Origin of the sequence: Candidatus Frankia nodulisporulans, assembly GCF_902806475.1 — a bacterium.
In the GTDB taxonomy this organism is placed as follows: Bacteria; Actinomycetota; Actinomycetes; order Frankiales; family Frankiaceae; genus Frankia; species Frankia umida.
Map to the genome: position 1 here is coordinate 1 of NZ_CADCWS010000040.1, position 24998 is coordinate 24998.

The 24998-nt window shown below is 72.2% G+C and carries 32 protein-coding genes; 10 read left to right on the forward strand and 22 right to left on the reverse strand.

Annotation, left to right across the window (positions count from 1 at the left end; all coding sequences use genetic code 11):
• The 5 genes from G6R24_RS06395 to G6R24_RS21965 all read left to right on the forward strand — a co-directional run.
• A partial coding sequence (locus G6R24_RS06395; protein WP_163548239.1) for a 2OG-Fe dioxygenase family protein occupies window positions 1-453 on the forward strand: 453 nt, incomplete at its 5' end.
• A 132-nt stretch (window positions 454-585) separates the two neighbouring features.
• Window positions 586-1515, forward strand: a complete 930-nt coding sequence (locus G6R24_RS06400) for a DMT family transporter (RefSeq protein WP_225438190.1) — start codon at window positions 586-588, stop codon at window positions 1513-1515.
• 175 nt (window positions 1516-1690) lie between these two features.
• Complete coding sequence (locus G6R24_RS06405; protein ID WP_163548241.1) at window positions 1691-2314, forward strand: recombinase family protein; 624 nt, start codon at window positions 1691-1693, stop codon at window positions 2312-2314.
• A gap of 57 nt (window positions 2315-2371) precedes the next feature.
• A complete protein-coding gene (locus G6R24_RS06410) occupies window positions 2372-3313 on the forward strand; it encodes a recombinase family protein (protein ID WP_163548242.1) in 942 nt (313 codons plus the stop codon).
• The gene (locus G6R24_RS21965) at window positions 3310-3816 is read left to right on the forward strand and encodes a hypothetical protein (RefSeq protein ID WP_205447363.1); all 507 of its coding nucleotides are present in this window, start codon (window positions 3310-3312) and stop codon (window positions 3814-3816) included. The genes G6R24_RS06410 and G6R24_RS21965 overlap by 4 nt, the downstream gene beginning before the upstream one ends.
• Before the next feature lie 44 nt (window positions 3817-3860).
• Here the strand turns inward: G6R24_RS21965 and G6R24_RS06420 are convergent, their stop codons facing one another.
• Entirely contained in the window at window positions 3861-4199 is a 339-nt protein-coding gene (locus G6R24_RS06420; protein WP_163548243.1) for a hypothetical protein, read from the reverse strand.
• A gap of 204 nt (window positions 4200-4403) precedes the next feature.
• Between G6R24_RS06420 and G6R24_RS06425 the strand changes: the two genes are divergently transcribed.
• A complete protein-coding gene (locus G6R24_RS06425) occupies window positions 4404-5063 on the forward strand; it encodes a plasmid pRiA4b ORF-3 family protein (protein WP_163548244.1) in 660 nt (219 codons plus the stop codon).
• 804 nt (window positions 5064-5867) lie between these two features.
• Here the strand turns inward: G6R24_RS06425 and G6R24_RS06430 are convergent.
• The 19 genes from G6R24_RS06430 to G6R24_RS23965 all read right to left on the reverse strand — a co-directional run bounded on the left by G6R24_RS06430 (window position 5868) and on the right by G6R24_RS23965 (window position 19070).
• Window positions 5868-7112 (reverse strand): MarR family transcriptional regulator, encoded by a 1245-nt coding sequence (locus G6R24_RS06430; RefSeq protein ID WP_225438188.1) that lies wholly within the window; start codon window positions 7110-7112, stop codon window positions 5868-5870.
• A gap of 449 nt (window positions 7113-7561) precedes the next feature.
• Window positions 7562-8032, reverse strand: a complete 471-nt coding sequence (locus G6R24_RS06435; RefSeq protein ID WP_163548245.1) for a WDGH domain-containing protein — start codon at window positions 8030-8032, stop codon at window positions 7562-7564.
• A complete protein-coding gene (locus G6R24_RS06440; RefSeq protein ID WP_163548246.1) occupies window positions 8029-8544 on the reverse strand; it encodes a Pycsar system effector family protein in 516 nt (171 codons plus the stop codon). The genes G6R24_RS06435 and G6R24_RS06440 overlap by 4 nt, the downstream gene beginning before the upstream one ends.
• Window positions 8541-9086, reverse strand: a complete 546-nt coding sequence (locus G6R24_RS06445) for a DUF6197 family protein (RefSeq protein ID WP_136447684.1) — start codon at window positions 9084-9086, stop codon at window positions 8541-8543. Before G6R24_RS06445 ends, G6R24_RS06440 begins: the two co-directional genes overlap by 4 nt.
• A 2-nt stretch (window positions 9087-9088) precedes the next feature.
• On the reverse strand, window positions 9089-9439 hold the full coding sequence (locus tag G6R24_RS06450; protein ID WP_163548247.1) for a hypothetical protein: 351 nt from the start codon (window positions 9437-9439) through the stop codon (window positions 9089-9091).
• Window positions 9436-9918, reverse strand: coding sequence for a winged helix-turn-helix domain-containing protein (locus tag G6R24_RS06455; protein ID WP_225438189.1), 483 nt, complete (start codon window positions 9916-9918; stop codon window positions 9436-9438). The genes G6R24_RS06450 and G6R24_RS06455 overlap by 4 nt, the downstream gene beginning before the upstream one ends.
• 106 nt (window positions 9919-10024) lie before the next feature.
• Window positions 10025-10669 carry a hypothetical protein gene (locus tag G6R24_RS06460; RefSeq protein ID WP_163548249.1) on the reverse strand — a complete coding sequence of 215 codons (645 nt, stop codon included), beginning with the start codon at window positions 10667-10669 and terminating at the stop codon, window positions 10025-10027.
• A 70-nt stretch (window positions 10670-10739) separates the two neighbouring features.
• The gene (locus G6R24_RS06465; protein WP_163548250.1) at window positions 10740-11330 is read right to left on the reverse strand and encodes an NUDIX domain-containing protein; all 591 of its coding nucleotides are present in this window, start codon (window positions 11328-11330) and stop codon (window positions 10740-10742) included.
• A 40-nt stretch (window positions 11331-11370) separates the two neighbouring features.
• Window positions 11371-11547 (reverse strand): hypothetical protein, encoded by a 177-nt coding sequence (locus G6R24_RS21590; RefSeq protein ID WP_175084432.1) that lies wholly within the window; start codon window positions 11545-11547, stop codon window positions 11371-11373.
• A 91-nt stretch (window positions 11548-11638) separates the two neighbouring features.
• On the reverse strand, window positions 11639-12313 hold the full coding sequence (locus G6R24_RS06470; protein ID WP_163548251.1) for a hypothetical protein: 675 nt from the start codon (window positions 12311-12313) through the stop codon (window positions 11639-11641).
• Window positions 12314-12360: 47 nt separating this feature from the next.
• Window positions 12361-12714, reverse strand: coding sequence for a hypothetical protein (locus G6R24_RS06475; RefSeq protein ID WP_163548252.1), 354 nt, complete (start codon window positions 12712-12714; stop codon window positions 12361-12363).
• A 151-nt stretch (window positions 12715-12865) separates the two neighbouring features.
• Window positions 12866-14926: a hypothetical protein gene (locus G6R24_RS06480; protein WP_163548253.1), complete on the reverse strand. Its 2061-nt coding sequence runs from the start codon at window positions 14924-14926 to the stop codon at window positions 12866-12868.
• A gap of 64 nt (window positions 14927-14990) precedes the next feature.
• Window positions 14991-15332, reverse strand: a complete 342-nt coding sequence (locus G6R24_RS06485) for a hypothetical protein (protein WP_163548254.1) — start codon at window positions 15330-15332, stop codon at window positions 14991-14993.
• Between the two features lie 48 nt (window positions 15333-15380).
• Window positions 15381-15680 carry a hypothetical protein gene (locus tag G6R24_RS06490; protein WP_136446607.1) on the reverse strand — a complete coding sequence of 100 codons (300 nt, stop codon included), beginning with the start codon at window positions 15678-15680 and terminating at the stop codon, window positions 15381-15383.
• Window positions 15677-16843, reverse strand: coding sequence for a hypothetical protein (locus tag G6R24_RS06495; RefSeq protein WP_163548255.1), 1167 nt, complete (start codon window positions 16841-16843; stop codon window positions 15677-15679). Before G6R24_RS06495 ends, G6R24_RS06490 begins: the two co-directional genes overlap by 4 nt.
• A 2-nt stretch (window positions 16844-16845) precedes the next feature.
• On the reverse strand, window positions 16846-17076 hold the full coding sequence (locus G6R24_RS06500) for a hypothetical protein (protein WP_136446609.1): 231 nt from the start codon (window positions 17074-17076) through the stop codon (window positions 16846-16848).
• A 220-nt stretch (window positions 17077-17296) separates the two neighbouring features.
• Entirely contained in the window at window positions 17297-17887 is a 591-nt protein-coding gene (locus G6R24_RS06505) for a hypothetical protein (protein WP_163548256.1), read from the reverse strand.
• Window positions 17884-18525 carry a hypothetical protein gene (locus G6R24_RS06510; RefSeq protein WP_163548257.1) on the reverse strand — a complete coding sequence of 214 codons (642 nt, stop codon included), beginning with the start codon at window positions 18523-18525 and terminating at the stop codon, window positions 17884-17886. Before G6R24_RS06510 ends, G6R24_RS06505 begins: the two co-directional genes overlap by 4 nt.
• On the reverse strand, window positions 18525-19070 hold the full coding sequence (locus G6R24_RS23965) for a WhiB family transcriptional regulator (protein ID WP_163548258.1): 546 nt from the start codon (window positions 19068-19070) through the stop codon (window positions 18525-18527). Before G6R24_RS23965 ends, G6R24_RS06510 begins: the two co-directional genes overlap by 1 nt.
• Before the next feature lie 217 nt (window positions 19071-19287).
• On the opposite strand from G6R24_RS23965, the gene G6R24_RS06520 reads away from it, so the two are divergent.
• A complete protein-coding gene (locus G6R24_RS06520; protein WP_163548259.1) occupies window positions 19288-20076 on the forward strand; it encodes a GntR family transcriptional regulator in 789 nt (262 codons plus the stop codon).
• Window positions 20073-20609 carry a GNAT family N-acetyltransferase gene (locus tag G6R24_RS06525; RefSeq protein WP_163548260.1) on the forward strand — a complete coding sequence of 179 codons (537 nt, stop codon included), beginning with the start codon at window positions 20073-20075 and terminating at the stop codon, window positions 20607-20609. The genes G6R24_RS06520 and G6R24_RS06525 overlap by 4 nt, the downstream gene beginning before the upstream one ends.
• A gap of 148 nt (window positions 20610-20757) precedes the next feature.
• On the opposite strand, the gene G6R24_RS06530 is transcribed toward G6R24_RS06525, so the two are convergent.
• Both G6R24_RS06530 and G6R24_RS06535 read right to left on the reverse strand, forming a co-directional pair.
• Window positions 20758-21171, reverse strand: coding sequence for a hypothetical protein (locus tag G6R24_RS06530; protein ID WP_163548261.1), 414 nt, complete (start codon window positions 21169-21171; stop codon window positions 20758-20760).
• Window positions 21168-21947: a ParA family protein gene (locus G6R24_RS06535; RefSeq protein ID WP_163548262.1), complete on the reverse strand. Its 780-nt coding sequence runs from the start codon at window positions 21945-21947 to the stop codon at window positions 21168-21170. The genes G6R24_RS06530 and G6R24_RS06535 overlap by 4 nt, the downstream gene beginning before the upstream one ends.
• A gap of 1540 nt (window positions 21948-23487) precedes the next feature.
• Between G6R24_RS06535 and G6R24_RS06540 the strand changes: the two genes are divergently transcribed.
• On the forward strand, window positions 23488-24699 hold the full coding sequence (locus G6R24_RS06540; RefSeq protein WP_217465682.1) for an argininosuccinate synthase-related protein: 1212 nt from the start codon (window positions 23488-23490) through the stop codon (window positions 24697-24699).
• A 23-nt stretch (window positions 24700-24722) separates the two neighbouring features.
• Window positions 24723-24998 (forward strand): 2OG-Fe dioxygenase family protein (locus G6R24_RS06545; RefSeq protein ID WP_163548263.1); only part of this gene is annotated, 276 nt, incomplete at its 3' end.

Sequence of the window (24998 nt, forward strand, 5' to 3'; positions counted from 1 at the left end):
AGCCACATCAACGCGCTGAACGGCGGTGTCGACCGGCTCTTCGAGCCTCTCACCGGCGCCTTCGTCAATGACCCCCTGCTGCACGAGCTGCTGGTCACCCTCGGCAGGACCTTCAGCGCTGTCGACGGCACTCAGCGGTGGAACATCAAGCTCCACCCCTATCGGATCACCGCTGGCGCCGAGGCAGGACAGCCCGCGCCGGAGGGACGTCACCGCGATGGCGTCACCTTCATCACCTCCCTGCTCATCAACCGGCTCAACGTCACAGGCGGCGAGAGCTCGGTCTACAGCAATGACGGCGAACACCTGCTGACCACCACCCTCGCCGAGCCTGGAGACCTCCTGCTCGGCGACGACCAGCGCACCCTGCACTCGGTGACCCCGATCCACCCCCTCGACAGTGGCGCCCCCGCCCACCGCGACGTCCTGGTGATCGCCTACACCGCTCGCTGATCCCCCTACGGTAAGTTGCGGCCGATCTGGCACACGATCGGCCGCAACTCACCACGCCTTCTCACCTCAGGGAATGCCATGTCTACTCAGCCCAGTTCCCGCAGAGCGTGGCTGATCGATGCACCCGTGCTGATGATCGCCGTGGTCTGGGGCTCCAGTTATCTGGCAACCAAAGAGATCACCAGTGGTGCCACCGTCATCGCCATCCTCCTGCTGCGGTTCCTCCTCGCCATCCCCCTGCTCGGCATCGCGGCCCGCCGCAAAATTCGCGGCCTGACCCCACGCGAGCTGAGCGGCGGGCTCATCCTGGGCCTCATCCTCACCGCCATCTTCCTGCTGGAGACTTACGGCGTCGTCCACACCTCGGCAACCAACGCAGGGCTGATCATCAGCCTCACCCTGATCTTCACCCCGCTCGCCGAAAGCGGACTCAGTCGTGCCCTGCCCAGTCGGGCCTTCCTCGCCGCGGCGACCCTATCCGTGCTCGGCGTCGTCATGCTCACCCAAGGCGCCGGCTTCACCACGCCCTCACTCGGCGACCTGCTGATGCTCCTCGCCGCACTCGCACGCACCGCCAACGTCCTGGTCATCCACAGACTTCCTGCCGTGCGGTCGACAGATGACGGTGCCCTGACCTTCATGCAGCTGAGTACAGCGGTCATAGTCTTCTCGCTGCTGTCACCGTTTGTCGGGACCACACCTTGGCACCTCGCCAGCACACTCACCGGCGCGCAGTGGCTCAACGTGCTCTATCTGTCCCTCATGTGCACCCTCTTCGCCTTCTTCGTTCAGCTATGGGCAGTACGGCGGACCTCGCCCTCCCGAGTCAGCTTGCTCCTGGGCACCGAACCGCTGTGGGCCGCAGTCGTGGGTATTGCCTTCGGCGGAGACCAACCCGGGTTCTTGGGATACTTCGGCGCCACACTTATCCTGATCGGTAGCTTCTGGGGCCGCCGAGCTGCCGAGCAGTCGGCCACGCCGGGACCAGCCCGCCCCCCTGGCACCAAACCGACCCACGACGCCGTGACGACGGAAGGGCGGACAGCACTCGGAGCTTCCTGAGCCGGAACCTCCGGACTGCCGCCTTGCCCGCCTGTGTCACAAGCATGGATGTGACACAGGGGCAGGACCGTTGAACCGTGACCACGTTTCCGCAGGTCGGCCAGTGTCAGAACTCAGTGTCATAAGTCTTGGTCAAAACCCGCGCCACAGCGTCAAGTTCTGACACTGTGGGCGGATGGATCTTGCCTATGCCCGCGTCAGTACGACCGCTCAGGACCTCGACCGGCAGATCGATGCGCTTCGCGACGCCGGTATTGCCGAGGAACACATCTACGTCGACAAGCGCACCGGCGCGAACATGGACCGCGAGGGCCTGACCGCGCTACTCGGCTTCGCGCGGCCAGGCGACCGGATCAACGTGCTCACCCTGGACCGGCTCGGCCGGAACATGCGCGAGACCCTGAACCTCGTGCACGACCTCACCGAGCGCGGTGTCTTCCTGCGCACGCTCGGCGATAAACTTGCTGTGGACACCAGCGCGCCTGGCCCCGGGACGGACATGGCCATCGCGCTGCTGGCGATGTTCGCGCAGATGGAACGGATCTACATGCTGGAGCGTGCCGCCGGCGCCCGCGCCGCCAAGGAAGCCCGCGGATTGCCGACCGGACGGCCCGCGAAGCTCAACGCGACCACCCGCGCCGGAGCCGCCCAACGGATCAAGGACGGCGCGATCCCCGAACAAGTCGCCGCAGAACTCGGCGTCAGCCGCTCCACGCTCTACCGGGAACTGCGCAAGCATCGTGAAGGCGCCTCTGCCGGACCTATCGGTAATGTCCGTCAAACGTCGGCGCCAGCTTAGGAGACTCATCGTGGCTGTCTCGCGTTCCGACGCCCGCCTGCCCGCCCGGACGTCGCGATGACCCGCTACGGCTACGCCCGGGTCTCCACCCGCGAGCAGAACCCCGAATCCCAGTACGACGCGCTGGCCACCGCCGGCATCACGGCGGAGAACATCGTCATCGAGAAGATCTCCGGGAAACTCGCCTCCCGGCCCGCGCTCGACGAGCTGCTCGACCGCCTGGCCCCCGGCGACCAGGTCGTGGTCACCCGGCTGCGGCGCATCGGCCGCAACCACCAGCACCTGCTCGACCTGTCCGTCTGGTTCGACACCCACCAGGTCGACTTCGTCGTGCTCGAGCAGGGCATCGACACCGGCACCCCGATCGGCCGGCTGTTCTTCCGCATGATGGCCGCGCTCGCCGAGTTCGACCGGGAAGCCATCGTCGAGGGCACCCTCGAAGGCCTCGCCTCCGCCCGCGCCCGTGGGCGGGTCGGCGGCCGTCGACCGAAGCTGAGCCAGCGCCAGCTCGACCAGGCCCAGCACATGTACGACACCGGCGAGCACACCGTCGACGAGATCGCCGGGACGTTCGGGGTGCAACGCTCGACGATGTACCGCCACCTCCCCGCGCACAAGGACGGCCGCGACTGCGTCCTGATCGTCTACCGCAACACCCGCCCCGGCAAGATCGACCCCGACACCAACCGCCGCTACGGCGAGACCGGGCAGAACGAAAAGGTCCAGCTCGACGCCGACCGGAAATGGTGGCCGATCGCCCCCGCCCGCCGGCCCCACGTCAAGGGCTTCGTCTACGTCGTCGACGGCATCATCACCCGCATCCGCGCCATCGACCCGGCCGGCAGCTGGCACGACGACGACCGCGGCTACGCCGACGCCCCCCTCACCACACCCCTGACCCCGCTGCAGATCGCCGAGCAGTTCCCCACCCTCCGCCTGCACCTGGACGACCCACGCCCCCACGTCCGCGGCAAGATCCGCGAATATCTCGCGCTATGACCACAGACCAGACACCCGACGACATCGCAGCGGCACAGCATCTCGCAGGACAGGCACACAAGGTCGGACGCGTCTACGGACGGGAACCCTGGCGGGAACTCGTGCGCTGGCTGAGCCAGGGACGGTACGGCCGACGCCGTGGCAGGCCCGAGGTGCTCCAGCTGAGCACGCCGTGGCAGGACACCCTGTCCGCCGAACGCATCGGCTGGCGTGAGCGTGCGGCAAACCTCGACGACGAAGAAGCGTTCGCCGTCGACTACGAGATCTGCCGCCGCTGCCGGCTCGGCTGGGTCGAACAACCCTTCACCCTGCCCCGCTACCAACGCTGCGGACTGGCCTCCGCCGGCCTCGCCGCGCTACGCGCCGAACACCCCGGCCTGGCCTGGCACACCCTCGGCGGCCACTTCGACGACTCCGAACCGTTCTGGACCGCCGCCGGCACCGGCATCCCCGGCGGCTACCAGCAGCGCGACATCTGCCCCCACGTCACCGCCGGCGGCTGATCGCCCGGCCCATTGCCCCTTTCTGCTGTATCTCGGCGGCCCCCCTATGACGTCGGGTCGTCGACGTCGACCACGACACCCGGCGCGTACCCGGCGGCGACGTCACCGGCGATCGGCACGGGGACGCACTCCCGGCACCACCCCGCACGGGCGGGATGCCCCGGGGGCAGCGCGGTGGCCCCGGGGATCAGCGCGTCCCCACACCCCCGGCACGCCGGCGGGATCTCGTCGTCGTCGTCCGTCCACGCCGGGATCGGCGGCCCGTACAGGCAGTCCGCGCACTCGTCCACGCCGGTCGCCGTCGTCCCGGGCACGAGCAGCACCCCGCACCCGGTACACGTCTGCGCGCTGACGCCCGCCGGTCGGTCCTGGTCCTCGTCCACGTCGGTCCTCCCCCTCATGTCGGTCACGGCGATGATCCTCCCGGTCGGACCCCGCCGGTAGAGGACCGCCCGTGGCCCGACCGGGACGCCCCGGCGCCACGGGCACGGTCATCACGTGGTGACCGTGACGGCCCCCGATCCGGCCCCCGCGGTCACCACTGGTCCACGGGGGTGGGGCTGGTACCGGTGGCTACGGTGATCGCCGTGAGCATCCACCAGCTCCGGGTCACCCTGCTCGAGGTCGGGCCGCCGCCGGTGTGGCGCTGCGTCCATGTGCCCTCGAGGGCGACGCTGGCCGATCTGCACCGGGTGCTGCAGGCCGTGATGGGCTGGGAGGACTACCACCTGCACTCCTTCGAGACCGGCTGGGACCGGTACGGCCACCAGGGCGAGGCCGAGACCGTCGCCCTGGCCGCGGTGCTGCCCACGGTCGGCGGCCGGCTCGCCTACGTCTACGGCTTCGGCGACCACTGGCTGCACGAGGTCGAGCTCGAGAAGATCCACCGGCCGGCGCCCCGGGTCCGCTACCCGCGCTGCACCGCCGGGCGCGGCGCCTGCCCCCCGGAGGACAGCGGCGGCCCGCACGGCTACGACGACCTGCAACGCGCCCTGCGCTCGCGCAAGGGCTGGCGCTACCAGCACGCCCGGGAGCATTTCGGCCGGGGCCGGTGGGATCCGGCGGCCGCCGTGCGCGCCGCCCTCGACGTCATCGCCGGCACCCCGACCGACCCGGCCGCCCTGCCCGCCGGCGTCGACGTCGCCCTGGCCCGGCTGCGCGCCGCCCACACCGCGTGGCGCGCCCTCGACGCCGAAATCGACCAGGCCGACCGCCCCGCCCGCACCATGATCGAAAGCCGTGGATGATCGTCAACGTCGTTGACTAACCCGGGATGCGGACAAGCCCAAGATCAATCCTTAGCGTTCAATCCTGCCGAAATCTGCGTCCCACCCCGGATTCCCCGATCATCTGACGACCGACAAACAAGATCATCGCGCCCGCCCGGCCAAGATCACTTTTAGTGGGTGGTGACGGAGCCCGGGGTGCGGCTGATCCTGGCCGCCGGCGGTGCCGTGCCGGGTCACCCGGCGGGGCGTGGGCGGTGTGCTGTCCGACCGGAAGCTGCGGGCACGTCGGGGTAGGCGGCCGGTCGCGGGACGACGGGGAGCGCGGCGCGCCGGCGGGATCGTCGGGGACCGCGGTACGTGGCCGGGCGGGTGCCGCCCGGGGGGCGAGGGCCGCGTCCGGGGTACGCCAGCGCTCCGGCGGGCGTCCGCTGCCCCCCGCTGCCCCCCGCGCCGACGGCAGCGCCGGGGGTGGTTGCAGGTGGGGCGACTAGGTCCTAGTCACCGGCGTGAGAATTAATGCCCCACCTACCGCTGAAATTGCACCGATGATGTTCGCCGGGGTGGTCGGGGGCCCGTCGACGGGCTACTGGGGGTCGTTTCCGGGCCCGCAGACGTCACCGGCGGCCGCGGCCGCCGGGATGGAACGGGGTCGACGCTGGCCCAGACCGACCGCCACGGCGGCGGCCGCCAGCCCCGCCACAACGACGTCCACGCCTCACGCGGTCAGATGCTCTGTGCTGCAACGGTTTTGGGTGTCCGGTGGGAATCGTGGGCGGGCGTGCGGGACCCACCGAGGGGCAGAGTTGTCCCCTGAACCGGGGGTCAGGCGGCCTGGATCGGCACGACCAGCGGCCCCCCGGACCGCTGCACCGGCATATCCAGCCGCTGCTGCCCGGCCGGCCGGTACAACCCCCGCTGCTGGCGCCAGCCCCGACGGTTCGCGAACATGGTCATGTAGGCGGTGTACCGGGCCCGCTGCACCTCGTGGCGCTCCTCGCGCTGCGCGAGGGTGCCGGCCACGCCGAGCTCGCCGGCGACCTGGTCGAGGTCGCCGGCGCCGCGGACCCACCCACCGCCAGTGGCAACGGCGAGGCCATGCTCGGCCAGGCGGCGCAGATGGGTGCGCACCGTGCCCCGGGCGAACCCGCTGCGCGCCGCCAGCAGCCCAACCGCGACCGGCTGGCGCGGGTCGAGACGGGCGTAGAGCGTCCCCGCCACCCCACCGAGGCCCCGCCAGGTGAACACGTCGTGGACCCCGGCCGACGTCGGCCGCAGCGCGGGCAGCTCGCCGGTCGCCGGGTTGGCGAGGGTGTCCGGGTCGACGCCGGCCGGCAGAGCGGCAGGGATGAGCAGGTGCAGCTGGCGGGCCAACGCCCGCCCCGCACGACCGCCGTCGGGGGCCTCCTCGCCGGCGAGGACGAACCCCGCGCCGGCGTTGATGCGCACCCAGCCGAGCTCGACCAGACGATCAACGGCCCGGTCCACGGTGGAGTCGGTGACGGTGGTGTGCTCGGCGATCTGACGGATACTCGCGGTCGGATCCAACCGGCCCGCCCGCTCGGCGATCCCGAGCAACGCCTCCATCACCGCCCGATTCCCCATCCCGGCCTGCCCCCCCCACATGCCCGGATGCAGATCCATCGCATGGCGGATCTCCGCCAGCTCCAGGCCAAGACTCGGCCGGTCGACCGCCGGCGGATGGGCATGCCACCGCTCCACCGCCCGGCGCCACGTGGTCGCGATCCGCCGTTCCTGATCCGCCGGGGACCGGCGCCGGGCCCGGCGTGCGGGACGCTCCACCCACTCCCCCGCGCTGCCCGGCACATGCGCCACCGACCGCAACGCCGCGGCGTAGTCCTCCCGCGACCAGCCCGCCGCCACCGCGCCCAACGCCACCGCGGCCGCCACCGCCGACCGGGAGTCGTAGACACCATCGACGTCGCCCTCGGCGAGCAGCCCCGCGATCCGGGCGGACAGGTCCCGGCGGGGCCGACCGGCAACCGCCTGACCCGACGCCCCCCACGCCCGCACATCCACCACGAGCGACGGACCCGTCCCGGGCGTCACGGGACGATCCGGGAGGTACGACACGCCGCTACGTGCAGGAGACGTGTACGCGACGGGGCGCGGTTGCTACCCTGATTCACGATCGTTGCCTTGCAATGGTCATGGTCACCAAAGCGGGGCTGCCAGCCATCAAGCCAGGCCCCGCGAAGTTTGGACGAGGCCGCGCTGCCAGGCGCGGCCTTCGTCATGTCCGGGCCCGACACGTTCGTGTCGGGCCCTTCAGTCCTACCGCGCCTGGGGACGGCGATCACGCCGCCACGCCGTAGACCCGCCGATACCGGACGCGGCTCCCCCACACCCACCCGTCCCATGACGTGGCGGTGGGTTTCCGTAGAGACACGGTCGGACATGCCGAGGCCCGGCCTCCCCACAGGGACCGCTGGGCCTCGGGTCGTCGTGATGACTGTCATCTGCCTGTCTGGTGTCGGGGACGGGGGGCGGACGGGTCGTTACCGGCGGGAGTCCTGGCCGGCGTCGTCGCTCGAGCCGTCGACGACCGCCAGATCCGCGACGTTGACCACCGCGATGCAGCCAGCCCCGTCCTGGACGAGCACCCGCCCGTCGGAGAGCACGGGCCCAGCGATGGTCACCGCTTCCTGGGTGTCCTTGCTGATCAGACGCTTTGCCATGACTCCTCCTGGGTGCGCGAGTGCGGCGAGCCGGTGCTGTTTCTCGGTGGTGGTGTGGCCGTCCCAGTCGGACGGCCGGGTCGGCAGGTCGGCCGGGAACAGGCCGGCGTCGTCGGGGTGGATGTGCCAGGTGAGCTGGCCGGCCGGGGTGTGCAGGCAGATCAGCCGGTAGTCGGCGGCGTACGGGTCGGCCGGGTCCGGCTCGGCCCAGTGCGTCTCGAAACCGGCGGCCAGAACGGCGATCAGGAACGCGCGGTCGCGGTAGAGCGCCCGCTCGTCGGCCCCGGTCATCGCAGGACCGCCGTACCGAGCGCCAGGGCGGTGAGCAGGACGCCGGCGCCAGCGAAGGCGAGTAGCGCCTGGCGGATCCGGGCCCATTTGATGCGTGCGATCCGGGCGAGGGCGCGTAGATGGGCGACGCGGGCGGTCGGGTCGAGGGTCTGGGCGGTCAGGGCCTGTGCCAGGTCGTCGTCCTGGTCGTAGGCGGCGATCGGCCCCCACGACGTCGGCGGCCCGGCCTCCCGCGGGGCGAGACGAGGGAGGACCGCGGAGCCGAGCAGGGCCAGGCCGCCGGCGGCGGCGAGGACCGCGGTCCACCACACCGCCTGGGCGGCGGTGGGCAGACTGGCCGGCGTCCAGTCCCCGGCCATCAGGGCGGCCAGGCCGACCGCGGCGAGCGTCGCGGCCGCGCCCGCGACGCCCAGCGCGGTCGCGTTGGCCCGGCCGAGCTCCTCCCGCACAGCGGCGTGCTGCCGGTCGAGCTCGGCGAGCAGCGCCAGGCCGTCGGCGGCCGGGGCGGTCATCGGGTGGCCGCCGTCGTCAGCAGCGCGCGGATCTCGTCGATGGTGCGGGTGGGGTCGTCCTGCCAGGCCGCCACGGTCTCGCCGGCGTCGACGGCGGTCGGGCCGTGGCCGAGCTCGCCGGCCAGGCGGTCCTCGGCGGCGAGCAGCGCGTCGAGGATGTGCGGGTCGTCGGGCGTCTCCTCGGGATGTACGCCGGCGGCCAGGCGCAGCGCGCCGGTGATGTCGACTCGGTCGAGCGCGTCCTCGTGCGTGCCCTGGGTCCAGCCGTGCTCGGTCAGAGCCATGAGCGCCCCGGCGATCAGGGTGGTGTCGGTGACGACCAGGTGGGCGTACCGGTAGCGGATGGCGCCGGTGCGCAGGTCCTCGACGGCCGTGATGGTGTCGCTGGGCCTGTCGGCGCCGACCTGCCAGCGCACCCACGCCTCGGCGCGGCCGAGCGCGGCCGCGGCGGCGGGGACGGTGACGCCGCCGGGCGTGCTCAGCGCGAGGACGAGGACGGCCGTGACCGCGATGTCGTCCAGGGTGTCGGTAACGGTGGTCATGGTCATGCTCCGATCTGGGCGAGGGTGCCGGCGGCGGTCCCGCCGGTGACAGCGACCCAGGGCCGCCGGCGGGACGGCGCGGCCGACGCGGGCTGCCACCTGGGGCGCGGCGGCTGCGACTCGGAGGACGGCATGGTCGGCGCCGGTGCCGGCGCCGCAGGGGGCGTCTCGGCGGGCGTGGCCGTGAGAGCCGGCCCCGCGGGCGCGGGCCACGGCTCGACGACCGGCGTGACCGGTGCGGGCGTGGGGGGCGAGACGGTGGGGCGGCAGTGGTGCGCCGCGGTGGCCGCGGTCAGCGCGGTCGGGTAGGTGGCGGTGTGCCCGCAGCACGTCCAGGTGGCGGTGGCGGTCACCGGGACGTCTCCAGCGGGCGGGCGTCCCAGCGGTAGCCGCCGGCGCGGACCGTGGTGATCACCGGCAGGCCGATGCGGGTACGGATCCGGCGGATGTGCTCGGTGACGGTGGACGGGTCCTGGAACCGGGTGCCCCAGACCTGCTCCAGGAACTGAGCCCGGGTGAACAGCCGCCGGGGGTGGCAGGCCAGATGGGCGAGCAGCTCGTACTCGCGGCGGGCGAACCGCAGCGCAACGCCGTCGAGGTACGCCTCGCCGGCGGCGAGGTCGACCGTGAGACCACCGGCGAACCGGAGCGGCTGGGCCGGCGGCGCCGCGGCCGACGGGACGGTGGGCGCGGCCACCGCGGGGGTGAGGGTACGCAGCGCCGCGGTGAGAGCGGCGATCTCCGCGCGCAGCTCGTCCATCGCGGCGGCGAGGTCGCTGACACGGCCCGCCGGAGCGGGCGGGAGGGTGCGGATCGGAATGGGAGCGGTCATGATGGGGGCCTCTCGTCTCTCTCTGCTGGTCTCTGCTGGTTGGAGCGGGTGAGGGGCCCCGGCGCGGCGGTTGCTGACAGGCATGGACGCCGCGCCGGGGGCGTACTCAGATGCTGCTGTCGGCGTAGTCCGCGGAGGTCTCGCCGGCGGGGACGTCGGTGTGGTCCGTCCCGTCGTCCGACCCGTCGACGTCGTCGCCCTGGACGAGGCCGGTCTCGTCCTCGTCGAGCAGCGCGTCGTCCTCGTCGAGCAGCTCGCCGGCGGCGATGGCGTCGGCCGGGGTGGGGTCCAGCACACGGGCGACCCAGGCCGCGGCCGCCGCCCGGTGCTGGCGGACCACCTCGACCGCGGCGGCGGACAGTCCGCGGGCGAGCTCGGCGGCCTGGCCGTCGGCGTCGACGTAGGCGACCTCGATCCGCTCGGTCGCGGAGTACTGGCCGGCGCGAGCGAGGACCTGCGGGTCGGTCAGCGGCAGGATCCGGGATCCGGCGAGGGCGATCCATCCGCCGTCTCCGGCGGCCCGCGACGCGGCGGACGCCGCCGCCTCCACGTCGGTCGCGGGGCGCAGCCGGCGGGCCCGGTCCCCGGACATCCCGTCCAGGGTGCGCAGCCAGCCGTGGCGGGTCGGGGGCAGCTCGGCGGCGCCCGGGCGGGTGAGCCGGTCCAGCTCCTGGGCAGCCATCGCGGCGACGCCGAGGGCGCCGGCGGTGAGGGCGAGGTCCCGCAGGACCGTCATGCTGATGCGGATCATGGTGTGTCCTCTCTCGTGGTCGTACTGGTGGGTCTGGTGGATGGAGTGCGGCAGGGGGCCGCGGCGGAGGTCAGCGGGTCGGGGTGACGGTGATCGTGGCGGTCCAGGCGATCTCGGTGCCGTCGGCGTCGACGGCCGTGCCGAACAGACGGGCGTCGACGTCGGAGATGTTGATGTCGCCGGGGTGGTCGATCTCGTCGAGCACCCCGGTCAGCTCGGTCAGCTCGGTCAGCTCGGTCAGGACAGCCTGGGGGACGAGCGCGGCGCGCAGGATCGCCGAGTGGTCGAACGCCAGGCCCTCGGCCAGCGCCGCCGCGGCCGGGACCCACTCGGCCGCGGCGGCGTCATCGCCGGCGGTCGGCGTCGGCAGGTCGTAGAGGTGGGTCCGGTAGACCCAGCTCGCGTAGCGGCCGCGCGGGTCGCGGCCCGGGTCGGCCCAGACGCCGACCAGGGTCAGGTCCTCGGCGTGCAGCCCGGTCTCCTCCGCCAGCTCCCGGCGGGCCGCGTCCTCGGCCGTCTCGCCGGCGTCGATGTGGCCGCCGGGCAGCGCCCACATCCCGGTGTAGGGCGGCCAGCCGCGGCGGATCAGCAGCACGTGCGGCACGCCGCCGCGGTCGGACAGCGCGACCACGTCGGCGGTCAACCGGGTGGTCTCGGTCATATCAGGTCCTCTCGGTCGTGGTGGTTAGGCATGGGGTGGGTTAGAGACGGATGGTCAGGCCGCCGTCGATCACGTCGGCCTGCCGGCCCACGCGGGCGTTGCCGCTGCGGATGTTCGTGTTCGTGGTGGGCGCGTCGTCCTGGCCGGTGCTGGCCGGCGGCGGGGTGGCGTCGTCCTGCGCGCTGCGGCTGCGGCCCAGGACGCGGCCGACCTGCACCGGGACGTTGTCCGTTGCCGCTCGCGATGTTGCGTGCCATGGCTGTGTCCTCTCTCGTGTTCGTGCTGGACTCGGATGTGGCGAGGTGTGGTCAGGCGGGGATGGTGACCAGGACGGGGTCGGCGCCGGGGTAGCGGACGTAGGCGGCGCCGACGTGCGGCAGGTCCCGCAGGGCGTCGGGGCTGTCCAGGCCGAGCAGGTCGGCGGCCCGGGCGGCGGCGCGCGGGTCGGTCTGGCGGAACGAGATCCGGGTCGGGATCTCGCGGCCCAGGGCATCGGGCAGGTGCAGCAGACCGTGCCGGTCGGTGATCAGGAGCAGGTCCAGGCCGTGGCCGTGGCCGTGGCCGGCGGTGGCCAGGGGTGCGGCGTGGTCGGTCCAGCCCTCAGGCAGCAGGTACTCGGCGTCGACGGCGAGCAGGAGCCGGGCGGTGTCGGGGGTGTGGCGGGAGGCGCGGACGACGCTGTGGGCGGTGTCGAGCATCCGGGCGGCCTGTGGCCTGCGGCCTGCGCTCCAGTCGGCGAGTTCGGCCAGCGGGTGGGTCCAGCCGCTGGCGGCAGCGTGGACGGCCCAGTCGTGGACGGCCCACAGCACGCTGGCGTGGGGTCGGGTGGTGCGGGCGGCGGCGATCCGGGTCGCGAGCACCGTCTTGCCGGTGCCGTTGTCGCCGGTGATGAGGATCCCGCCGGTGGGGATCGTGACGGGCGCGCCGGTGGGGTCGGTGCCGATCGTCACGGTGGGCGCGGCCGGGATGGTGGGAGCGGTCATCGGGGTGTCCTCTCGGGTGGTGGGTGGGGTTGATGCGGCCGGGCGTCTCAGTCGTCCGCGTCCGGCTGGGGCAGGGTGTGCCGGCGGTGCGCCCAGCTCGCGCCGGCGAGGATCGCGACGGCGCCGGCGAAGGCGAGCCACGGCCAGGCCGCCCCCGCGATGGCGCCGACGATGAGCCCGGCGACGGCGGCCTCGGCGAGGGCCAGGCGCCGGCCGGCGGCGCGCTGCGCCGCGCGGGTCTCGGCGGCGCGGCGCTCGCCGGCGGTGCTCCGGTGGGGGATGTGCAGCGGCCAGGTCCAGCTGACCGGGCCCAGGCGCAGGATCAGGGCGACGGCGCCGGTGCGGGACCGGCGCAGCCGCAGCGGGCCGAATTTCTGGCTCGCGGTGACTCTCGCTTTCATGATCATCTCCTCTCGTTTTGGTGACTTTGGGTGAGGTTCGGGGTGGGGGTGTGCGCACCGTGCGCACGGTGCGCACACCCCTTCGGGTCACGCGCGGCCGCGCGTTAAGGCGGGTCATGCACGCCTTGCACGGCCTGCACACCGTGCACAGCTACCCGCGGGTAGGTGACGCTGCATGTCCGGCCGCGGTGGTGGGCATGCGGTACTCGCCCTCGCGGCCGCCGTCCTCCAGGACGCCGTCGTCGAGCAGGGTGACCAGCAGGCGGCTGATCGTGGAGCGGCTGCGGGCGGCGTGCTCGGGCAGCGCCCGGGCGATGTCCGCCGGGCGGAACACGGTGCCGGGCCCCCACGCGCGGATGAGGTCCACGACGGCCTGGCGGACGACGGCAGAGTCGGGGCGCGGCCGCGGCGGCGGGGCGAAGTTGAAGCCACCGAGCGGGGGCACCTCGTCGTCGGGGCCAGGCTGGACGTCGGGGTCCTCGTCGGCCTCCAGGCCGAGGTCGGTCATGAGGTCGAGCGGGGCGTCGTCGTCCAGGTCGTCGTCGGCGGGGCTGGTGTCGGTCATGGGTGGGGTCCATCCCTCCTGCTGGGGTGCGGTGGTGCCGGGTGCCGGCCACACGGGCCGGCTGGTCCACACCTCGCCGAACGCGTCGATGAACAGCTGCGGCATCTCGGTGTGGACGTAGTGGGGGCGGACGAGGGGGCCGAGGGTCTGCGGGGGCGTCTTGTCGACCCGCAGCGGGATGAGGTGGCGCTCTTCGGGGATGCCGGGCAGGGCGGCCAGGGCGCGGCCGGGATGGTTCGCGCCCCACTGTTCGGCGATGTCGCCACCGCGGTCGGCGAGCTCGCCGAGCAGGTAGCCCGCGTCGCCCGCCGCGCACCCGAACTGGATCGGCACGATCTCGGACCTGGCGCTGGTGGGGATGTTGTCGAACGTCCACCGCTGACCGAAGATCGACAGGTTGATGCCCAGTGAGCGGACCCGCTGGAGGATCTGGACGAGCTCGCGCATCGACTCGTCCGGCAGGTCGAACGCCTCTTCGATCACAAAGAAGATCGCGGGGATGCCGCAGCCGGGCTCCCACTGGCTGTAGCCCCGCTCACCCAGGTACTTGGCGATGGCGGGGACCAGACGGGTGAGCACCGCGTGGATCAGCGCCTTCGCCTGCCGCTTCTCGGCGACGAAGAGGGTGAGCAGGTCCTGGACGCTGCCCCAGGTCTGCTCCCGCTTCACCGTGTCGATGACGATGACCAGCGCCTCGTGGCGGCACAGCCAGTCCCCCGCCACGATCAGCACCGGCCCGGACTTCCCGGCGCCGTTCTTGCCGCCAATGCCCAGGTGGTACGAGTTCTTGTCCTCGATGCCGCGCTCGGCGTCGCCGCGCACCGCGGCGAGGGTGATCTCCAGACGCTCGCCGTCCTCGTACGTCCCGATCTCATGCGGGTCCGTGGGCAGCCCGCCGACGTGGGAGGGGCCGGTGTAGGGGCGGATCTCCCGCAGCATGTCCCGGCGCACGAACGTCACCTCGGCGACGCTAGCGTCGTGCGGGTCGGGCTGGATGCGCACCCCGGACGCGGGCACGCCGGCCATCGCGGCGACGACCTCGCGGTGCGCGATGGCGTCGTTGACGGTCTGCCCGTCGGCGAGCTCCAGGCGGCCGCGGCCGCGGTCCTCCCCGACCTCCAGGGTCGCCATCTGCGATCCGGGCAAGGATGCCTTCTCCGCCCGCGTCCGCCACCAGGACCGCAGCCGGTCGTCGTCCTCCCGGGTGCCGTGCAGGGCGGTGCGCAGGTTCCACGCGAACGCGGCCGCGGCCCCGCCGAGCAGCCAGATGTCGGTCACCGGCCGGTGCAGCCCGGTGATCGTCGCGACCGTCACCCAGCCCAGCGACAGGGCGGTGTTGAGGCTGACGTGGATCCGGCCGATCAGCTGGCGGGCGTGGGACACCCGCCAGGTCAGCCTGGTCAGCCCCGCCGTCGCCAGGGCCATCCCAGCCGCGGCCCACGGCGCCGCCCCTGTCCCGCCCCACAGCAGGTGGCAGGACTCGGCCAGCACCGGCAGCGTGCCGGCGGCGATCCACGGCGGGGTGTAGCGCACCCAGCCGGCGGCCAGGTCCGCCGTCGCGGACGCCAGCCCCCGGTCCGCCCCCTCCAGTGCCTGACCGGGCACACGAGTGATCTCGCTACCGGCCGAGCGTCGGCGTCCGCTCATCGTCATCTCCTCTCATCCAAAAACGTGCACGAAAAATGCCGGAAAATGCGGGTCAGAATCAGAATCAGAACTTGAACTTCTTTGCCGGGGTGTGGTTGCCCTCGAACGGCTCGGTGTACATCACCCGGAAAAGCTGTCCGGCTTTCACGACCTGCACGGCGGCGAACGCCGCGGAGTCCCCCGCCCGGCGCAGCGGCGCGGTCGCCCGGCGGGCACGCGCCTTCTGGTCCACGCGGGCCCAGCCGAGCATCCCGCCGGCCGTGCCCAGCGCCACCCGCAGCGCCTCCGCCCCGAACTCGAGCTCGCCGGCGAGGTCCCGGTAGATCTGCCGCAGCTCCGTGCAGTACCGGTGGACCCCCTCCGCCTCATACAGATCAATGTCGGAAAGCTCGTCAATCCGTCGCATCGGCTTGCCTCTCTGGGAATGAATCAGGGAACGGGAATCGAAAACCGGTCAGGAATCGGGGTCGACCCACAGATCGACACGACGGGCCGTCCATTCGATCGCCAGGTCGGCCGCGCGGACGACCAGCGCCGTCGTCCAGGCCAGGCCCGCGACGACGTGCAGCAGCAGCGCCGCCGGCGCGGCCAACAGCCGCCACCGGCTCCGGCCACCGGACCGACGCACCAGGTACACCCACAGCGCCGGGCGGGCCGCATGCTCCCCCGGCACCGCGGACACCCGGTCCGCGCCCGTCGGCGGCAGCACCGCCCACGTCAGCCCGGCCACCAGACCCAGCAGCAGCCCGCTCACGCCACACCGCCGCCGAACACCTCGGCGTTGACCTGATCGCGGAGCTTGCGGGCGGTGTCCGAGCCAACTTGTAGCGCCTTGGTGAGCTGCGCGGCGGTGAGGCGCTTACCCGTCCTGCGGGCGAGTCTGCGGGCGGCGTCCAACGCCTCATCGGCCGGCAGCTTGCGGCGTGCCTGCGGGTCGATCGGCCGCGCCGGACCTGGCCGGCCCGGGTCGTCGTCGCCCGACTCGGGGTCCGACTCGTCCGGGTCGAGCACCGCGACCCGGCCCGACCCGCCCGGCCAAACCTGCTGGTCGGCCTCGGTAGTCGGGTGACCCGACTCGGTCGGGTCCTCGGTAGGCGGGTCAAGGCGCAGACCCGGCTCGACCGGCCCGCCGTCGACGTCCAGGTCGGCCAGCGCCGCGTCCCAGTCGTCGGTCGGATCGGCCTGGTCGACCGGCAGGCCCGGCACGGTAGTCGGGTCGAGGTGGCGGCGGCCGGGGACGTACAGCCCCGGCCGGTGGACCAGTCGGGCCGACCCGTCGGGGGCCAGGTCAACCACCGCGGTGCGGGCGGCGATCCGCCGGGTCCGCGTGACCCGGCGGGCCGCCTGCCGGGCGATGCGCGCCTCCGCCCGCTCCGCCCGACTCCGCGGCGCGCGGGCGACGGCCAACTGGTGGGCGCCAACACCGAACACCGACACGATCGCCATCGCGAGCCCGTGCGACACCCCGTGACCCAGCCCGTGGGCGAAGTTCAGCCCGCCACCGACCGCGGCAGAGGCGGCGATGCCGACGTTGAGCATCGGCGTGGGCCGGTCCGGGTCGTCACGGCGGGCGAACAGCACGGCCATCGCGAACGCCCACATGCCCAGCTCGGTCACGATCGGCAGGGCGTAACCCGTGGCATCGCCATACAGGTCATGCCCATAGTGCGCCATCGCCGGCACCGCCATGCCGGCGCAGACCAGCGCCAGCGGGTAGATCAGCAGCTCGGTGGCGTGCCCGCCCAGCCAGCCGGCCGCGCCGCGCAGGGCCTTCATCTGCCGCGCACGGCGGCGGACTCCCGCCTGCTCGGCGGCCTGCGTCAGCTTGATGCCGCGGTCTACGTCCGCATCAGCGTCCGCCCGGCGGATATCCGCGTCGGTGAGCCGGTTCTGCCTGCGCTCCTCAGCCCAGCTCATCGTCACCACTCCCCGAAGGTGCAGACCACGCTGCAGCCGGACACGGCGCAGTCGTGGGCGCGGATCTCCGCGACCCGGCGGGCGTCATCGGCCACGGCCCGCGCACGGCGCGGCGGAGCCCACCGGATCGGCTGCGCGCCGGCCGCGAGCTCGTCGCACCGCGGGCAGCCCGCCGTCCGCCGCCCCCAGCGCGGACCCGTGCCGTCGTTGCAGGTGTGCGCGGTGCTGGTCATGCCAGCCACCCCCCACCCAGCAGCACCACGGCGGTGCCGAGCAGCAGCACCGGGGCCAGCTCCCGCACGGCGACCGCGAGGCGACCGCGAGGCGGGCCCACCAGCGGTCCGGCCAGCGGGCCGGCTGCTCCGGCTCGACCGGGTCCAGCACCGCGACCGTGATGTCCGCGGCCGCCGTGCCAGCACCGCGCCAGCGAGCAGCACCGCGGCGTGCACCGGCCTACCGGCCTGCCACAGCAGATCCGCGACCCAGCCCGCGCCCATCCGGCCGAACGGGTGCAGCAGCACCCCCCCAACCGGCCAGCGTCGTCAGCACGACCGTGACGACGTGCGCCGGCCAGTCCACCGCCAGCGCCGTCCACCGCCGCCACGCCGCCACCGGCGCCGATGCCGGCGCCGGGTGATGGGTGCCGGCGGCCAGCCCCCAGCCGCAGTGCCACGAGTGCGGGGCGCACCGGTCCGACGTCCACCGCCACACCACGGGACGGCCGTCCAACCATGCGGCGGCCGCATCGAGCACCACGTCGTGCAGATGCGCCACGTTGTCCGGCTCCCCGCCGATGCTGGTCAGCACCGCGACCACACCACCGGCGTCCGACGGCTCCACGACCAGCTGCGCGAGCATCCCGGCCCACGAGGTACCGGTGACCTCCAACCGGCTGATCTCGCCGCCGCCCGGGTCGGCAGGCGGCGGGACCGCCCGGTCCACCCCCGCCGCACGGGCCAGGACAATCAGCAGATCCCACGCCACAACCCGACCGCAGGTGGCCTCCACCCGCGTCGTCTCCAGCTGCGCCAGGTCCGCGGTCATGACGCCGCCCCCCGCTCCTGCAGCAGCCGCACCGCGGTCGCCGCCTCGGCGGCGGTCAGGCCGAGATCCCGCTGGACGGCATCACGCGCCATCGGGGATCCGGCCGTGACCAGCGCCATCGCACCGGACGACAGGGCCAGCGCCATGACGCCCACGGACATCGGGAGATCGGCCTCGGCCACCTGCGGGGGCGGGGGCTGCTGCTCCTGAATGACCATCGCGAGCAGGAACGCCGAGCCGTGGTCGAGCGGCGCGTCGTGCGCGGCGCCCAGCTCCTGCAGCGCCGCCACAGCCTGGCTGGTCGACCCGGCGGCCGCGACCGCCGCCCGCGCGGCGGGGTACAGATCCCCACCGACTCCAGCCGCCCCGGCCGGCACCGTCACCGGCGCGGGAACCGGAACAGCGGAGGCCCGCACAGCCGTAGACGCCGGTGTCGGCACCGGCACGAGCACGGGGACGGGCGGGATCATCGGCGTCGGCTCGGACGCCGGCGTCGTTCCCTGCCCGCGCTCCCCGGCCCAGATCGGCGGCATCACGACGTACTCGGTCGCCCGCCGGCGGGCGACCCCCAGGGTCAGCGGCACCGCCACACCCGCACCGGCCACACCCGCGGCCAGCAGCTCCAACAGCACGCTCATCACGCCACCGCCGACACAGCAGCGGGGACGGGGGTCGCGGCGATCTTGACGGCGATGTCCAGGAGACGCTGCGCGAGGCGGCGCATCCGCGCCGGCGGCGCCAGCCCCAGCTCGGCCAGCGCGTCGGCCGTCGCGGTCTCCGCGTCCGCCGCGGCGACCGCGTCCCCCTCCGCCGCCAGCGCGACACTCGCCGCACGCAGCCGGCCGTCGGCCGGGACGGCCTCCCGCACCAGCTCATCGGTCGTGGCGACCTCGCGCAGGTAGGCGCTGTGCGCCCGGGCCAGCGGGTCACGCTCGACCTCGTCCAAACCGGCACGAACACCGTCCGGCTCGACCAGGCCTTCACGGAGGCAGGGCGTGCGGACCGGGCATCCGGCGCACACCGTCCGCGCCTCGGCGGCCTGACGCTCCGCCGGGCCGGTGGTGCCCTCGGGGAAAAAGATCTCAGGGTCCACCTCGGGGTCAGCGCACGCGGCGGTGTGCCGCCACGACGGGACCGCGTGGGCCGAGGTAGCGACGGATGGGGTTGGGGCAGGATTGCCCATGGGTCTGGACCTCCGGTCGTATCGGGGGTTCGGATCTGGCCCTGGCTGGTGCTCGAACACCAGCCAGGGCCGCTTGCGTTGCCCCCTCCGTCCATCCCATCTAGATGGTCTGGACAATGGCGACAGTGCCGAGAGTGGCACTGTCGCGCCACAGGGTCAAGGGGGTCGGGCTAGATTGTCTGGACAAACTCAGCCGTCAGCAGATAGGCAGGATGCTGTGAGCGCCCTACGCCGCACCTCGCGGCCCGTGTACCAGCAGATCGCCGATGAACTCCGTGACGCGATCAGCGGCGATGACATCGGGCCGGACGGACGGCTGCCTACCGAGGCTGAGCTGGTGGAGCGGTACGGCGTGACTCGCGGGACCGTCCGCCAGGCGCTGGCCGTCCTGGTGAACGAGGGCCTGGTCGTGTCGGACCGGCCGCGAGGCTACTTCGTCCGGCGGCGACGGCACATGACCTATCGGCCTCAGCAGGAGCTACTGGTCACCGACGGGGCGCCCGCCATGGACAGATTCCACCGGTCCGTAGCGGAGGAGGGGCGGACCCCCTCGCAGACCATCGACGTGTCGATCGTCGTGCCGCCGCGAGAGATCGCCACACGACTGCGTCTCAACGCTGGCGAGACAGCCGCCGTACGACGTCGTGTCAGGTCGATCGACGGCGAACCGTTCAACATCAACAACAGCTACTACCCGCTGTCGATCGTGCAGGGCAGTGAGATCGTGCTGCCGCACGACATCGCCCGGGGTGCGAACAGAGTCTTGGCCGAGCTGGGGCACCGCCAGGTCGGGCTACGTCATCATCTGATCTCCAGAATGCCGACCCCCAGCGAGCGGCATCGGCTCCAGCTCAGCCCTGGCACGCCTGTCACCGTCCACTACCTCACCGGCTACACGGCGGAGGGGATTCCAGTCCGGGCAGTAGAGAACGTCCTGCCGGGAGACCGTCACGAGGTCCTCATTGAGGACGGCCAGGTTCCCCCTGACAACGAGTCGTCCACGTGACCTACCGGATCCGTCGCGCGGGTCTGGCTGACGTCCCTGTGGTTCTGGACCTCGTGGCGGGCGCAACGGCCTGGCTGGCGATGCGCGGCTCGGACCAGTGGCAATACTCGCCGCGGGTAGACAGGATTGAGGGCAGCGCTGCTGCCGGGGAACTGTGGCTCGTCGACGATGCGGTCGGCCAGCCGATCGCGACCGTCACAGTTGATCGCAACGCCGATCCTGAGTTCTGGGACGAGAACGACGTTCCCGGAGACGCCCTCTACCTTCACCGCTTGGTGGTAGACCGGGTGGCTGCCGGCCGCCATCTGGGCGTCGCTGTACTCGATTGGGCGTCGCGGCGTGCGGCTGCGGCGGGAGTGCGCTGGCTCAGGCTCGATGCCTGGGCCTCGAACACCGATCTACACCGGTACTACACCGACCAGGGGTGGATCCACGTCAGGACGCTCACCCTTCCACATCGGGGTAGCGGCGCTCTTTTCCAACGACCCGCCGGCGAGCAGACCGGGTCAGGGCCTGAGATCGTCGAGAAATGATCGGCTTCACTTTGATCAGGCACGATGGCTGACTGGACGTTCTCCGCCGCCTCCGAACCAGGCGATCTATCGATCCCGAGGGCTGCGTCATTCGATGGCACCCTGCCATCACAGCACCGTCATGGTGATGGCACATCACCATCAGGGGTCAACGGCTGCGGAGGATGCGGCGGAGGTCGGCGGCCTGTTCCGGGTCGGCCCGGACGTATTCGAGGGCGTAGCGGACGACGTCGGCGATGGAGGCGGGATGGCCGTCGTCCTGGGCTGCACCGACCTCGGCGGCGATCCAGTCGTAGAGCTGCTGGGGGAGGTAGGTCGTGAGCTTGTGCCGGCCCGGAGGGGTGCGCCGTCGCGGTGACGTCGCTGTGCCATCACTCTGCCCTCGCAGTGATGGCGCGGTGACGGCGGGCGGCTGCTCGGTGCGCTCGCCTCTCTTCTCTGCCTCGCCGGGTGTCTCGTCGGGCTGAACCCGGGGGGTGGGTGCCGGCGGTGTTGGCCGCCGAGACGGCGGGTGGAACAGGTCGTTCAGGGCGCTGTCGGGAACGCCAGCCTTCGAGGTCATGACGCGGGCCGTCCGGCACGTCGGCGAAGCTCGACGGCGAGGGCACGGTAGTCCTCAGCGACTGGGGAGGTCGGTGCGGAGAGCGTGACCGGTCGGCGGTGGCCGGGTGCCTCGCGCAGGCGGACGTTGTCTCGGATCACGGTGGTCAGGACCTGCTCCCCCAGTTGGCTGTGCAGGGTGTCGATGAGCTGCCGTGCGATGCGGGTGCGGTCCACGCGGACGGGGAGCACCATCACCTCGGTCAGGCCGGGGTTGAGGCTGGCCCTGACCTTGTCGACGGTTTCGAGCAGGGCGGCGAGGCCCTTGACCGCGTGGATCCCCGCCTCGGTGGGGACCAGGACCTCGCCGGCCGCGACCAGCGCCGAGATGGAGATCAGACCGAGTGACGGCGGGCAGTCGAGCAGGATCACGTCCCACCGGCCGGGAGGCACGGCGGCCAGAGCCTGGCGGAGCACGGTCTCGGCTCCGACCGGCTCCCGGGCCATCGCGCGTTCCACCCCGGCGAGGTACCGCGTGGCCGGCACGATGGACAGCCCGTCCACCTCGGTCGGGACGGCGAGGTCGGTCAGTGTCGGTGCGTCCGGGGCCGCGGTGAGCAGGTCGTAGAGGCCGTCGTTCTCCTCGGCTCGCAGCCAGTCGGTGGCATTGCGTTGGGCGTCCAGATCGATCGCGAGGACCGGCACGCCGGCCTCGGCCAGGGCTGCGCCCAGGTTGACGGTCGTCGAGGTCTTCCCGACTCCGCCTTTCTGGTTCGCGATCGCGATGGTTCGGGCCATGCGTCTCCTCCGTGCCGTCGCTGTGCCATCACGGTGACGGTCATGCGCCATCGGTGGGCCATCGCGTCGATGGCGATCCGATGGTGTCGCACGGTGAGAACCAGGACCAGCACCAGGCTCCGAAGCGCCATCGGAGTGCCATCACGTTGATGGCACAGTGCCGTCAGTCCGGGGGCGTTTTCTCGCCATCAGGCCAGTCTGGGCGCAGGGTGACGTGCTGCTCCACATGACCACCGGGCGGGACGGTCGCGCTCTGGGACACGACACCGCCAGACGGCGGGTGCACGGTCTGCGCGGAGTGCAGGGGAGCAGGGGAGCAGGGGAGCAGGGGCCCGCCTCCAGCTCGACGTGGGTCTCGGCCTCGGCTCGCAGAGCAGGCATCCGGATCGTCTGGCGTATCCCCGTGGAGGTCACCACCCGCATGACGGTCTCGTGGTAATGGCGGGCGGCCAGCGGCGCGGCGCCGGTGTCGTCGGGGCGCCACCACGCGACCACCAGGACCTGGCGGCAGGTCTCGCAGGTGACTTGCCCTGCCGTCCAGAGTTCCATGTTGTCCTCGACGACGCCGTCCCGGTTGTCCACGTCTCGGATGATGCCCCTACCTGCTCACCCCGGCGCCATGCCGCCGCCCGCAGGATCACCGACAGGCTCACAGAACGCCGTCACTGTGCCATCACAGAACCGTTGTAGTGATGGCAGAACAGCGGCAATGCGATTGCATCGGATCATGCTCGCCTGGTGCTGGGGCCTGGGATGCACCGGGATTATCAGACCCCACAACGGCCACCGGCCGGCGGCCACCGCGGCCCGCCCGGGTCCGATCCGGTGCGCCCCTGGGGCGTGCCGGCCGACAGACCCCCGCCGCCGCCGGTGCACCGCGACCCGTGCACCGCGGGCAACCGGTGTGCAGGCGCTGTGCACGACCCCGCCCGTGCACAGCCCTACGCGCGCCTGCGCGCATGCCCCGCGGCGTGCACCCACTGCACACACCGGGCAACCCGTCAGGCAACCTGCGCTCCCCGTGCGCCTGGCGCTCGTTGTTGGCCCCGGCACTCCCGATTGGCCCCGCCGCTCCCGCCGACCCGCCGACCCGCCGGCGCTCCGAACGGCCGACGCGCCCGGCCGGGGTGCCGAGCGCAGCGAGGCGGGCCCCCGGACCGGCGCGCGGCGGACCCGTTCGGCGCGGCGCCGAACGCCGCGCCGAACGGCCCTTGAAACCGTGAAGAAAGTCCGCGACAGCACACCCGCGAGGCGTCGAAAACGCGCGTTGTCGACGCCTCGCCAGACTCCCTACGCCACTCCCTGCGCCGCTCCTCACCGTGGCGAGGGCCTGGCGGCCATCGGCCCAGCTCACCCGGGCTGAGCAACCCGCCCGTGCCCGTCCGACATGTCTTTACCGCGGGTGCGTGTCCGGCCTTCCCCGGCGACCCGACACCGCCGCGGTCCGGCAAGGACTGGCCGGCGGCGACGGTCGCGGTAGCGGCCCACCCGGGGGGTCCCCGTAGTAATCGCCGATAAAACAACGAATAATCGCTTGCCTATGGCGGACTACATGCATATACCTCCCATCCGTTCGTTCCATCAGATCGAGAGCGGGATAGACCCGGCTGTTCCGATCGTGACGCTGTTCAGCGGTGGCCTCGACAGCTCCTACCTCCTGTTGCGTCTACGACAAGTGGGCCTGACAGACATCCACGCGGTCAGTGTCGACCTGGGTGAGGACGAGTCGAGCGCCTACAAGCAGCAGATCGCCGACGCCCTCGGCGTGAAGCTTCACGTCCTTGACCGTCGGCAAGAGTTCGCCGCCTCCTTCGTTGCCCCCGCAATCGCCGCACAGGCGGTGTACTTGGGAGTTCACCCGGTCAGCTCGACCCTGAGCCGGCCCCTCATCGCGCAGTCAGCGGTCGAACTCGCCGCGACCCTCGGAGCCCAAGCGATCATCCACACCGCCAACCGCTCCCAGAACACGCTGCGCAGGCTCAACGGCGCCCTGAGCCTGCTGGGCTATCAGGGCTTGTACGGCAGTCCATACGACCTCGACCCGGTCGACCGCGAGGACAAGCTTCGCGCACTCCAGGCCGCCGGCGTTGACCTCCTGGACGGGCGTGTGGTCAGCGGCGACTCAAACCTATGGTGCCGCGAGTTCGAGTCCGGAATCCTCGATGACCCCGAGGTACACGCCGTCCCGGACAGCATGTACCGCTGGAGCGCCCTGGACACCCAGGCCGCTCCACGCAGCCTTACCGTGTCCTTCGAGGCAGGGCGTCCAGTCGCCGTCGACGGAGAGCGGCTTCCCTTGGTGGAACTGATCGCTGGACTCAATGACAACGTCGGCCAGTACGGGCTTGGCCGGTACTCCGGCCTTGAGCACCTGGACCACGGCGAGAAGGTACTTGAGATCCGCGAGATGCCCGCAGCCTGGTTGCTGCTGGGGTCCTACCGGCATGTCGAGACCGCATGCCTGGATGCCGAGCTGATGCGCGAGAAGCAGCATCTGGAGCAGATCTGGGTACGCGAAGCGCTCGAAGGCCGTTGGTTTGGAGAACTCCGTCTCGCGGCACAGCAGTTCATCGACACCTGCGCCGGGCAGACGACCGGATCGGTCACCTGGCAGCTACATGTGGGGGGTGGGGAAACGCGCGCCATCGTCGCACCCCGGCCCCGCTATCTCCGTGACAGGGAGAGGTGGGAGGCGCAGTCCATAGCCCTCGAAGCCGCCCCGTACAGCGCGCCCCTGCCTCCCCTTGTCTGACCCCCTGACCGAAAGGCATTACCGTGTCCGACACCACCGCTGTGACCCCTGACGTCGCAGCCACCGTGCAGGCGCTCTCCACCCATGGCGGTCATCTCCTGCCCGCGGAGGAGCTCTCCCAGATCATCAAGGTCAGCCCCGCCGACTGGGCGCGCTTCGCACGAAACTGGGAGGCCCTCAGACTCGATACGTACATGGCGGACGGCGGCACCTACCGTCACCGCCGGTACGGGCAGTACGAGCTGGATCCGAGCTCGGGTCAACTCACCCTCTTGCCACATGAGCCGTACCGGCAGGAG

What these genes read in the sequence shown, in the direction of transcription:
- G6R24_RS06455 (WP_225438189.1), bottom strand. Translation starts at nt 9,918, where the DNA reads ATGACCGCTCCCATTCCGATCCGCACCCTCCCGCCCGCTCCGGCGGGC.
- G6R24_RS06470 (WP_163548251.1), bottom strand. Translation starts at nt 12,313, where the DNA reads ATGACCGCTCCCACCATCCCGGCCGCGCCCACCGTGACGATCGGCACC.
- G6R24_RS06400 (WP_225438190.1), top strand. Translation starts at nt 586, where the DNA reads ATGATCGCCGTGGTCTGGGGCTCCAGTTATCTGGCAACCAAAGAGATC.
- G6R24_RS06410 (WP_163548242.1), top strand. Translation starts at nt 2,372, where the DNA reads ATGACCCGCTACGGCTACGCCCGGGTCTCCACCCGCGAGCAGAACCCC.
- G6R24_RS06480 (WP_163548253.1), bottom strand. Translation starts at nt 14,926, where the DNA reads ATGAGCGGACGCCGACGCTCGGCCGGTAGCGAGATCACTCGTGTGCCC.
- G6R24_RS06440 (WP_163548246.1), bottom strand. Translation starts at nt 8,544, where the DNA reads ATGACCGCCCCGGCCGCCGACGGCCTGGCGCTGCTCGCCGAGCTCGAC.
- G6R24_RS23965 (WP_163548258.1), bottom strand. Translation starts at nt 19,070, where the DNA reads ATGGGCAATCCTGCCCCAACCCCATCCGTCGCTACCTCGGCCCACGCG.
- G6R24_RS06475 (WP_163548252.1), bottom strand. Translation starts at nt 12,714, where the DNA reads ATGAAAGCGAGAGTCACCGCGAGCCAGAAATTCGGCCCGCTGCGGCTG.
- G6R24_RS06460 (WP_163548249.1), bottom strand. Translation starts at nt 10,669, where the DNA reads ATGATCCGCATCAGCATGACGGTCCTGCGGGACCTCGCCCTCACCGCC.
- G6R24_RS06405 (WP_163548241.1), top strand. Translation starts at nt 1,691, where the DNA reads ATGGATCTTGCCTATGCCCGCGTCAGTACGACCGCTCAGGACCTCGAC.
- G6R24_RS06435 (WP_163548245.1), bottom strand. Translation starts at nt 8,032, where the DNA reads ATGACCGGGGCCGACGAGCGGGCGCTCTACCGCGACCGCGCGTTCCTG.
- G6R24_RS06510 (WP_163548257.1), bottom strand. Translation starts at nt 18,525, where the DNA reads ATGAGCGTGCTGTTGGAGCTGCTGGCCGCGGGTGTGGCCGGTGCGGGT.
- G6R24_RS06495 (WP_163548255.1), bottom strand. Translation starts at nt 16,843, where the DNA reads ATGAGCTGGGCTGAGGAGCGCAGGCAGAACCGGCTCACCGACGCGGAT.
- G6R24_RS06445 (WP_136447684.1), bottom strand. Translation starts at nt 9,086, where the DNA reads ATGACCACCGTTACCGACACCCTGGACGACATCGCGGTCACGGCCGTC.
- G6R24_RS06505 (WP_163548256.1), bottom strand. Translation starts at nt 17,887, where the DNA reads ATGACCGCGGACCTGGCGCAGCTGGAGACGACGCGGGTGGAGGCCACC.
- G6R24_RS06530 (WP_163548261.1), bottom strand. Translation starts at nt 21,171, where the DNA reads ATGACCTCGAAGGCTGGCGTTCCCGACAGCGCCCTGAACGACCTGTTC.
- G6R24_RS06500 (WP_136446609.1), bottom strand. Translation starts at nt 17,076, where the DNA reads ATGACCAGCACCGCGCACACCTGCAACGACGGCACGGGTCCGCGCTGG.
- G6R24_RS06535 (WP_163548262.1), bottom strand. Translation starts at nt 21,947, where the DNA reads ATGGCCCGAACCATCGCGATCGCGAACCAGAAAGGCGGAGTCGGGAAG.
- G6R24_RS06540 (WP_217465682.1), top strand. Translation starts at nt 23,488, where the DNA reads ATGGCGGACTACATGCATATACCTCCCATCCGTTCGTTCCATCAGATC.
- G6R24_RS21965 (WP_205447363.1), top strand. Translation starts at nt 3,310, where the DNA reads ATGACCACAGACCAGACACCCGACGACATCGCAGCGGCACAGCATCTC.
- G6R24_RS06465 (WP_163548250.1), bottom strand. Translation starts at nt 11,330, where the DNA reads ATGACCGAGACCACCCGGTTGACCGCCGACGTGGTCGCGCTGTCCGAC.
- G6R24_RS06485 (WP_163548254.1), bottom strand. Translation starts at nt 15,332, where the DNA reads ATGCGACGGATTGACGAGCTTTCCGACATTGATCTGTATGAGGCGGAG.